Source organism: Avibacterium volantium, assembly GCF_049366555.1.
GTDB lineage: Bacteria > Pseudomonadota > Gammaproteobacteria > Enterobacterales > Pasteurellaceae > Avibacterium > Avibacterium volantium_A.
Genome location: NZ_JBMMGT010000014.1, coordinates 46,083 through 55,393, shown reverse-complemented (window position 1 = coordinate 55,393; position 9,311 = coordinate 46,083). Strand labels below are relative to the sequence as shown.

Sequence of the window (9,311 nt, the reverse complement as noted above, 5' to 3'; positions counted from 1 at the left end):
TAAAGGTAATGTTTTAATAAGGAATAATTTCCATTGTTCTGACTTAGAAAAGGATTGCATGATTTTATTATTTGCCTCATGATAATTATCATACTTATAGGTTGCAGTTCCTTCTTCAATCAAATTAACCTCTATATTCATTTCATTAGCTCTATTTGCTAATAAACAGTAGTGCTTCTCAAAGCTTAGTATAAATAACCTATGTGGTTTCACTCTTTTTAAAGCTTCTCTATATGAGTTATTAATCACAATTAAGTTTTTAATATTAATTTTATTAGGAAATGACGGCAATTCTAAAAATAAAATCTCTTTAAAAATATTTTTATCTGAATTATTTCTTACTAACTGAGGCATCTTTTTATTTTTATTAGTGTATACAATAATCAACATGCAGTTTAATAACTGCTCCTTTTTTATTACTGACTCTACTTGTGCTAATTGGCCTAAATGGGATATTACAAATAAATTTTTAATTCTAATTAAATTCCCTAAAGGATTATATTTGAATATCCAAGAATCTCTTATAAAGGCTATCGGATGAAAAAGAAACTTCCTAACCTTCCGAATCCCCCTGAAAATTCTAGACTTGTTTAGATTATTTTTTTTGTTAGCTTTAATATTTTGCATAATATATCTCTAACTACATATAAATAAAACATAACCTTTAATTATACCAAAACCCCCTAAGAATGCAATAACTTAGAGATAAATGTATGTGAGAAAGCTATACATATACTAAGGGCTGCCCTATAGAATATGAAAGACTTTGAATAATTATTATGGTAGTAATCAAGGATTACCGACAATTTTAGCAAAGAAACCTATTAGTGACTGCTAATTTAGTAGATCACTACATATGCCTACTATAGTACACTTTATCCACCTGTGATAACAAGGTTGGTGGATTAATGTCTTGGCTAATAATGCTCACACGCGGTTGATCCAATAAATCCGTTAGATATCCCCGTTTCTTCCCTGTAATTACATCAGGGTGTGTTTTTACCCAAATTTCAGCATCGGGATTTTCTTGCAATGCCGCTTGCAACATCTGACGAAAACTATTTTCATCAGCCAAACCATATTGCACCGCCATATCACCAAATGTTTGATCAATAACTAATACAATTTGATTTTTATGTTCTGTGAATTCTCAAAAATCCCTCTAAATTAAGAAGGATCACTCAATAAAATAAGAGTACAATTCCCAGCTCTTATGTATTATATTTTAGTCATACTAGATAGAGACTAAAGGCTCTACTTATGCTAGAATAGGACTTTTGGGGAAAAAGTAAAGCGTGGCCTAGGCCTATTCTTATCGAAGTTATTACATCCTTGATGTGAATTTAGCCATTGCATATCCATGAAATACACACATTTTGCAGAGAATCATACCCACATAAACGGAATTGAGAATTTTTGAAACCAACCAAAGCACATTTACGCAATGTACAAATTTAATAGTATTCTAAAAGATCATATTGAAGCATATGTAAAGGCGTTTAACAATAGCAATATAAATTTTAGAGTTTCTCTTTTAAAACAATTAATTAGAAAAGGGGAGTCTAGTTTTTTAGTACAGTTCCTAGACAAGTTCCCAATTAATTTAAATAAAAAGATAGCAACTAGATCGAGATCGCCATGACCCCAATTATCTTTTCCTCCGGAATAAAAAAAATCCCTAACCTATCCAATTTTCTAAAGGATAGCCCAGCATTTTCCTTTGAAAATTCGGTGATAGGTTGGGGATTTCGTCCAACGGCAAACAAAGCGCGAGATTATGCCGTAAAGCATAATCTGCGTTATATTGCGCTTGAAGATGGCTTTCTTCGCTCTATCGGATTAGGGGTTGAAGGATACCCACCATTTTCTTTGATTGTGGACGATGTGGGAATTTATTATGCAGCCGAAAAACCTTCACGATTGGAAAAGTTAATTTCTGATTGTAACTTAGATGATGAGCAAGCACAGCAATCCCATCAAGCAATGGCTCTGATTCGTGAATGGCAATTATCCAAGTATAATCACGCACCTTGCAAGCCAATAGCCACAGAACATAAAAAACCAATTGTATTAGTTATTGATCAAACATTTGGTGATATGGCGGTGCAATATGGCTTGGCTGATGAGAATAGTTTTCGTCAGATGTTGCAAGCGGCATTGCAAGAAAATCCCGATGCTGAGATTTGGGTGAAAACACACCCTGATGTAATTGCAGGGAAGAAACGGGGATATTTAACGGATTTATTAGATCAACCGCGTGTGAGAATTATTAGCCAAGACATTAATCCACCAACCTTGTTATCGCAGGTGGATAAAGTGTACTGCGTTACTTCACAAATGGGATTTGAAGCATTGCTACAAGGTAAAGAAGTGGTAACCTTTGGTGTACCTTGGTTTGCAGGCTGGGGATTAACCGATGATCGCCACCCTTTTGTTGCTGAACTGATCACACAACAACGCCGCAAGTCCCGTACATTAAATGAAGTTTTCTATGCAGCTTATTTTCAGTATAGCCGCTATATTAATCCATTTACTGGTGAAACAGGTGATATTTTTGATGTCATTCATTATTTAAGCTGGGTTAAGCATTGGCAATCTGTATTAGTGGGCGATTTTTATTGCATTGGGCTTTCTTTGTGGAAAAAAACGGTGTTAAAACCTTTTTTCCATTTACCAAACTGTCGTTTACATTTTGTTTCTTCTCTTGCCAAGTTTAAAAAAATTCAACTGCGTGAGAATGCGAAGTTATTGCTATGGGGACAAGGTAAGCCTGAATTCATAGCTTATGCAGAACAAAATAATATTCCAATTTGGCGAATGGAAGATGGCTTTATTCGCTCTGTTGGATTAGGTTCAAACCTTGTTGCGCCACTTTCTTTAGTGGTTGATCCTTTGGGAATTTATTTTAATCCGCAGCAGCCTTCGCAGTTAGAATCTATTTTGCAGAATACAGCTTTCTCAGAAAAAGATGAAGATTTAGCTCGAGAAATACAGCAACAACTGATCCAAGCCAATATTGGTAAATATAATGTAGGATCTACTGGCTTTATTCGCCCAAATACGGAGAAAAAAGTCCTTTTAGTGCCAGGGCAAGTGGAAGATGATGCCTCTATTCGCTTTGGTTCGCCGCAGTGTCAATCTAATCTCACTTTGCTGCAGCAGGTTAGACAAGCTCACCCTGATGCTTACATTATTTATAAACCACACCCAGATGTATTAAGTGGCAACCGAAAAGGTAACGTAGCACAAGAGCAAGCATTAATTTATGCAGATCAAATTGTTACTGAGGCGAATATTTTGGATTGCATTCAAGCAGTCGATGAAGTGCATACAATGACATCTTTAGCTGGCTTTGAAGCGCTATTGCGGGGTAAAAGGGTATATTGTTACGGTTCACCCTTTTATGCCCATTGGGGATTAACGATTGATGCCTATGCCTTACCGCGTAGAAAAAGAAAATTGACATTAGCGCAGTTAATTGCAGGAACTCTGTTATACTATCCACTTTATCTAAATCCTAATACAATGCAATTAACCAATGCAAGCACCGCAGTTAAGATATTGTTGGAACAAAAAAATCAATTGAAAGATACGGGCTTATATAAGAGTTGGTTAAGCAAAAAAATAGGGAAATATTGTTACTTTGTACGCACTTTTTGGCTGAAATAGCTATTTATACCTAAGGGAACAAAATGATTGTTAATAATTTAAACGAGTTAGTAGCAAGCTCACAACGGATTTTATTATTACAAGGGCCTATTGGACATTTTTTCAAAGAGTTGGCGGATTGGTTATCTGAAACACAGCAAAAAACGGTTTATAAATTAAATTTTAACTCTGGTGATAAATTATTTTTTTCCACCGCACTTCATAATCAATTTATTTTTGATTACAACAGCAAATTAGAATATTTTGATGTTTTCTTATTACAATTTTGCAAAGATCATAACATTGATACAATAGTATGCTTTGGCGATAATCGCCGTTATCATCGTATAGCAAAAGCAGTAACTAAAAAATTAGGGTGTGCCTTTTGGGTATTTGAAGAAGGCTATTTTCGTCCGCATTATGTTACCTTAGAAAAAGAAGGCGTAAATGCCTATTCACCATTGCCAAGAGATAAACAATTCTTTTTACAACAAGCTAAAGACTTATCTCAAATTTCTCAACCCATTCCTGTGGCAAACGGTTTTTTTCCAATGGCAAAACTTGCTACACAATATTATGTAATCTCCAGATACAAAGAAAAAGAATTCCCTTATTATAAACATCATCGAGTCTATAATCTCAATTATTATATAAAATTATGGCTTGTTTCAGGAATGAAGCGTGTTTGTCATTGGATAAAAGAGCAATGTTTCATTCGTAAAATTAAGAAAAATAAATTAGGTGATTTTTATATTTTACCGCTGCAAGTTTATGATGACAGCCAAGTAAGAGTGCATTGTGATTTCGATAGCGTAGAGCAATTTTTGAACTATGTGTTAGATTCTTTTGTAAAAAATGCCCCGACTTCGCTAAAATTAATCGTAAAACATCACCCAATGGATCGAGGATTTATCAGCTATAAACAGGTTATTCAGCGTTATCTCTCAGAACACCCAGAACTACAAGGACGTTTGTTTTATGTCTATGATATTTCAATGCCTGTGTTACTTCGCCACGGCAAAGGAATGGTAACGCTTAACAGCACCAGTGGATTATCCGCATTAATCCATAATATGCCCGTGATTACACTAGGACGCGCGCATTACGACATTCCAGACATAACCCACCAAGGCTCATTAGAAGAATTTTGGCACAATCCACAACAGCCTGATGCCGCTGCATTTAAGGCATATCACCTTTATCATTTACACAAAACCCAAATCAACGGTAGTTTTTATAATAAGGTGATTTTGCCTAAGGAAAAAATTGAGTAATTATTTTATTTAGGCATAAATTTAAAATATTTTTAATTACGCTATCGTTATTTTGGCTAATTACTTTTTCTTTGGAATAACTAACAGATTTCGCTCGTTGAGCGACCTACTTTCTTTTGTTTGCTCAAAAGAAAGTAGGCAAAGAAAAAAAGCCCCCGACTAAATTGCTGATCTTCATTTTTAACAAATTTTCTTCACGAAAAGTAAGCCTGATGTTCGCTTCGCTCTCGCTCGGCGTTACTTTTCTAAAAATTTGTTAAAAATAAAGGCAATTTACACGGGAATTTAATTTTTCCTTTCATACATTTAGTATGCTTGTTTTTAAGCCAATCTTTAGTAAAGAGAAGTTGGGGAGATTTATTCTTAAAGTAATTTTCTTTATCTTTCTTAAAATCTCCAAAAAATCACCGCACTTCAAAATTCAACCTAACCTATTGAAATAGAACCTAGCTATATTTTTCTGAACTAAAAGAGCGGTCGTTTTTTCACAAATTTTACCCTCTTGGGTGATACCTTTCGTGTAGGTGTTTTAGGCGTTCTTTGGCGACGTGGGTGTAGATTTGGGTGGTGGAGAGATCGCTGTGGCCTAAGAGCATTTGTACCACGCGTAGATCGGCGCCGTGATTGACTAAGTGAGTGGCGAAGGCGTGACGTAGGACGTGGGGGGAGAGCGCTTCGCTGTCAATATCCGCTAAAATGGCGTAATGTTTAATGCGGTGCCAAAAGGTTTGGCGAGTCATTTGAGTGCCGCGCCGACTGGGAAATAGCACATCAGAAGGCTGTCCGTCTAGCAATGCGGCCCGACCATAAAGCATAAATTGTTTGATCCAATAGGCGGCTTCTTCACCCATTGGCACAATGCGTTCTTTGTTGCCTTTGCCGATAACACGCACTACGCCTTGTTGCACGCTGATGTTATCAAGGGTGAGTGAAACCAATTCGGTAACTCGTAAACCTGTGGCGTAAAGCAATTCCAGCATTGCTTTATCGCGTAATTCTAACGGCACTTCCACGCAGGGGGTGTTGAGCAAATCCGTAACCTGCTGTTCGGTGAGATATTTGGGCAATCGGATCGGTAATTTTGGCGAAGCTAGTACCGCACTTGGGTCGTCTGTGCGATATTTCTCCCGATATAAATATTGAAAGAATTTACGCAACGCGCTCAATAATCTTGCTGTGCTTGTAGCTTTGTAGCCCAAGTTCAATCGCTCACTAAGAAAGCTTTGCAAATCAATGGCATCTAAGATTTCAAAGGTGAGATTTTGCGTTTCGAGCCAATTTGCCACCGCACTGAGATCCAAGCGGTAGGATTGAACGGTATTCTCCGAAAGCCCTTTTTCTAGCCATTGTTCATTCAGAAAAAGATCGATTAAGGCGCTGTCTTTCATAGTTAATCCTATTCAATTCTTATTCAACTCGGCGCACCAAAAAGGCTTCCACTTTACGCGGAATAATCGGCAATGCGAGCAAGGCAAAAATCATCATTGATGTAAATGTCATTTGTGGCGAAATTGGGTATAATACGCCAGCCAATGCGGTAAGCAAGGCGATCACCGCCGAACCTGAAATGCCGTTATACAAGCCTTGCAATTTCGCCATAGCATTTTGCGGTTGGGTGGTAATGTAACGCACCATTGCGTAATGGCCAAGGGCATAAGTTAAGCTGTGCAATAATTGCACTAAGGCAATTAACCAAAGGCTTGTCGCACTGCCTAACACGCCCCAACGTACCACACAAGCGATGGCGGCGCAGTAAAATAGGGTGCTAACTTTCCAGAAACGGAATAATTTGGTAGAAAAGAAAAAGAGCAAAATTTCCGCCACCACGCTTAATCCCCACAGCAAACTGGTTGTCTGCACAGAAATGCCGATGCTTTGCCAATACAGCACACTATAAGCATAATAAGCGGCGTGCGAACCTTGAATAAGAGAAATGGCAATAATTAAACGTAACGTACATTTATTTTTTAATAGCTGCAAAAATCCAACGGAATTTTCCACCGCACTTGTTTGCGTATCTTGTGGCAAAATCTTTGGCGTGGTCATTTGCATTATGGCATAAAGGGCTAACAATGCGGTTAAAATCCATACCGTATAATTCTCACCAATAAAGCCAATAATGTTGCCAAACAGGGTAACACCCACCACAAACGCAGCGGAGCCAATCAATCGCGCTTTGCCATAATCCAAATTAATTTGCTGTTGCCAAGTGGTCGCAAGGGTGTCGCTTAAGGGCATTCCCGCCGCATTAATCATGGCAAATAAGGCGATGCCAAGGCAAAGCAAAGGAAAACTTTCCGCCACAAAGCTCATATAAAGCATTACGCCACAACTTGCACAAGCGAGATAACGCAAGGCATTGAGCAAATGCCCTGCTTTTTTGATCATGGCGGAAAAGCCGATCCCACCTAAAAAGCGGAATACATAAGAACTGGCAATAATAAAGCCGATGATTTCTTCGTTGTAAGATTGCGATTTCAACCACGCTGGGAAAAATGGCACAAACACGCCATATGCGCAGTAATAGCCGAAAAAGCTCAAGGCTAACCAATTAAAAGGGCTGATTTTCATCAAAATAATTTTTCCATTTCTTGTGAACGTTGCACGCAGGCTTCAATGGCTTGCTGTACGGTTTGAGATAATTGTTGTTGCTGGAAAACATTAAGCGCCGCCGCCGTTGTGCCGCCTTTTGATGTTACATTTTCACGCAAGGTAGAAATAGCCACATTAGGCTGTTGTTGCACCATTTTGGCTGCCCCAAGAGCCGATTGCTGCACTAACATTCGTGCGGTTTGTGCATCTAAATTAAGCGCTTTCAAGGCGTTTTCCATCGCTTCCATAAATAAGAAAAAATACGCAGGGCTGCTGCCAGAACCTGCGGTAATCAAGTGCATTTCATCTTCTTGCTCCACCCAGCAGACTTGCCCTACGGCATTCATTAAATCTTGTGCAAAGGCTTTGAGATCGGCAGGCACAGAGTTTTCTGCAAATAAGCCAGCCATTCCTTCTGATACCAAGGCTGGCGTATTCGGCATTACGCGGATAATATGGCGCGCGCTAGGCAAAAGTGCGGTAAGTTTTTGCACAGAAATTGCCGCCGCGATGGAGATCACTAATTTTTCAGAAAAATCCACCGCACTTAAAGGCTGGCACACTTCCGCAAGGGCTTGTGGCTTCACCGCTAACACCACCACCTCCGCATTTTGTACCGCTTGCACATTATCTTGCGAAATATTCACTTGACGCTCAGCAAACAACGCCAGTTTATCCGCATTCGGATCGCTAACGGTAATTTTTTGTGCAGGATAACCCTGTTTCAATAAACCAAACACGATAGCTTGCGCCATATTTCCGCCGCCGATGAAAGTAATTAATTTCTGTTGCATAGTTTTGTTTAAGATCAGTTACAATAGGTTTTTCGTTGGCACATTTTACCCGAATAAAGAAGGAATGCCTATGTGGTTTAAGAACGTTATGACCTATCGTTTAACTAAAGAATTAGATTGGTCAGCCGAGCAGTTGCAAGCGCAGCTTGCACAATGTGAGTTTCACCCTTGTGGTCAAGGGGATATGCAGAAATTTGGTTGGGTTTCACCGTTGAAAACCAGTGAGTTGTTACATTTTTCGGTGGGCAAACAGATTTTATTAATGGCTCGCAAAGAAGAAAAGATCCTGCCTGCTCACGTTGTAAAACGCGAATTAGATCAGCGGATTGCTGATTTAGAGCAAAAAGAAAATCGCAAATTAAAGAAAGTGGAAAAGCAAGCGCTGAAAGACGATGTGGTGGCAATGTTGCTACCGCGTGCCTTTAGTAAATATCAGCAAACGGCAATTTGGGTGGATAGTGAAAATCAACTCGTTTATGTCGATGCGGCTTCAAGTAAGCGTGCAGAGGACGCCCTTGCGCTATTGCGTAAATCCTTAGGATCTCTGCCTGTTGTGCCGCTGGCTTTTGCCAATGATCCAAGTTTAGTAATGAGCCATTGGGTGAGCAATGATGCCACGCCAGATTGGTTGATTGCGTTGGAAGATGCCGAATTACGCGGCAGTGAAGATAATGCGGTGATCCGTTGCAAACAGCAAGCCTTAGATGCTGAAGAAATTCTGTCATTATTGCAATCTGGCAAAACTATTACCAAATTGGCTTTGGAATGGGAAGCGCATCTCACCTTTGTATTAAATGAAGACGGCACATTAAAACGCTTGAAGTTTGCCGATGAAGTGCGGGAAAAAAATGATGATATTTTGAAAGAAAATGTGGCGCAACGCTTTGATGCCGATTTTGTGTTGATGACAGGGATTCTTGCTAAATTAACGTCAAATTTATTGGACGATTTCGGCGGAGAGAAAGTGCGGTTGTAATTTTTGTCGTTTTTGTCAGGAATAAAA

7 protein-coding genes and 1 pseudogene are annotated in these 9,311 nt (G+C 38.8%); 3 read left to right on the top strand and 5 right to left on the bottom strand.

Translation table 11 applies throughout. The annotated features are described in order from the left end of the window. Together ACLS0A_RS06280 and ACLS0A_RS06275 are read right to left on the bottom strand one after the other, a co-directional pair. Nucleotides 1-627: polysialyltransferase family glycosyltransferase (locus ACLS0A_RS06280; protein WP_423111571.1), on the bottom strand; the 627-nt coding region annotated here is incomplete at its 3' end. Nucleotides 628-868: 241 nt separating this feature from the next. Beyond that, a pseudogene (locus ACLS0A_RS06275) lies at nucleotides 869-1,132 on the bottom strand (capsular polysaccharide biosynthesis protein); the annotation flags it as partial. 506 nt (nucleotides 1,133-1,638) lie between these two features. Here ACLS0A_RS06275 and ACLS0A_RS06270 point away from each other — a divergent pair. Together ACLS0A_RS06270 and ACLS0A_RS06265 are read left to right on the top strand one after the other, a co-directional pair. Continuing rightward, entirely contained in the window at nucleotides 1,639-3,669 is a 2,031-nt protein-coding gene (locus tag ACLS0A_RS06270) for a capsular polysaccharide biosynthesis protein (RefSeq protein WP_416082753.1), read from the top strand. Nucleotides 3,670-3,692: 23 nt separating this feature from the next. Then, entirely contained in the window at nucleotides 3,693-4,922 is a 1,230-nt protein-coding gene (locus tag ACLS0A_RS06265) for a capsule biosynthesis protein (protein WP_416082754.1), read from the top strand. Between the two features lie 494 nt (nucleotides 4,923-5,416). Here the strand turns inward: ACLS0A_RS06265 and xerD are convergent, their stop codons facing one another. The 3 genes from xerD to proC are packed head-to-tail and all read right to left on the bottom strand — an operon-like array spanning nucleotide 5,417 to nucleotide 8,308. After that, nucleotides 5,417-6,310, bottom strand: coding sequence for a site-specific tyrosine recombinase XerD (gene xerD, locus ACLS0A_RS06260; RefSeq protein ID WP_416082755.1), 894 nt, complete (start codon nucleotides 6,308-6,310; stop codon nucleotides 5,417-5,419). Between the two features lie 19 nt (nucleotides 6,311-6,329). Continuing rightward, a complete protein-coding gene (locus tag ACLS0A_RS06255) occupies nucleotides 6,330-7,493 on the bottom strand; it encodes a 3-phenylpropionate MFS transporter (protein ID WP_416082756.1) in 1,164 nt (387 codons plus the stop codon). After that, nucleotides 7,493-8,308, bottom strand: a complete 816-nt coding sequence (proC, locus tag ACLS0A_RS06250) for a pyrroline-5-carboxylate reductase (RefSeq protein WP_416082757.1) — start codon at nucleotides 8,306-8,308, stop codon at nucleotides 7,493-7,495. Before proC ends, ACLS0A_RS06255 begins: the two co-directional genes overlap by 1 nt. A gap of 70 nt (nucleotides 8,309-8,378) precedes the next feature. Here proC and rdgC point away from each other — a divergent pair, with 70 nt between their 5' ends. Further along, on the top strand, nucleotides 8,379-9,284 hold the full coding sequence (gene rdgC, locus ACLS0A_RS06245; protein ID WP_416082758.1) for a recombination-associated protein RdgC: 906 nt from the start codon (nucleotides 8,379-8,381) through the stop codon (nucleotides 9,282-9,284). The last annotated feature ends 27 nt before the right edge of the window (nucleotides 9,285-9,311 follow it).

Excerpts from the sequence above, each read along its gene's own strand:
- ACLS0A_RS06265 (WP_416082754.1), top strand. The coding sequence starts at position 3,693 with ATGATTGTTAATAATTTAAACGAGTTAGTAGCAAGCTCACAACGGATT.
- xerD (WP_416082755.1), bottom strand. The coding sequence starts at position 6,310 with ATGAAAGACAGCGCCTTAATCGATCTTTTTCTGAATGAACAATGGCTA.
- proC (WP_416082757.1), bottom strand. The coding sequence starts at position 8,308 with ATGCAACAGAAATTAATTACTTTCATCGGCGGCGGAAATATGGCGCAA.
- ACLS0A_RS06255 (WP_416082756.1), bottom strand. The coding sequence starts at position 7,493 with ATGAAAATCAGCCCTTTTAATTGGTTAGCCTTGAGCTTTTTCGGCTAT.
- ACLS0A_RS06270 (WP_416082753.1), top strand. The coding sequence starts at position 1,639 with ATGACCCCAATTATCTTTTCCTCCGGAATAAAAAAAATCCCTAACCTA.
- rdgC (WP_416082758.1), top strand. The coding sequence starts at position 8,379 with ATGTGGTTTAAGAACGTTATGACCTATCGTTTAACTAAAGAATTAGAT.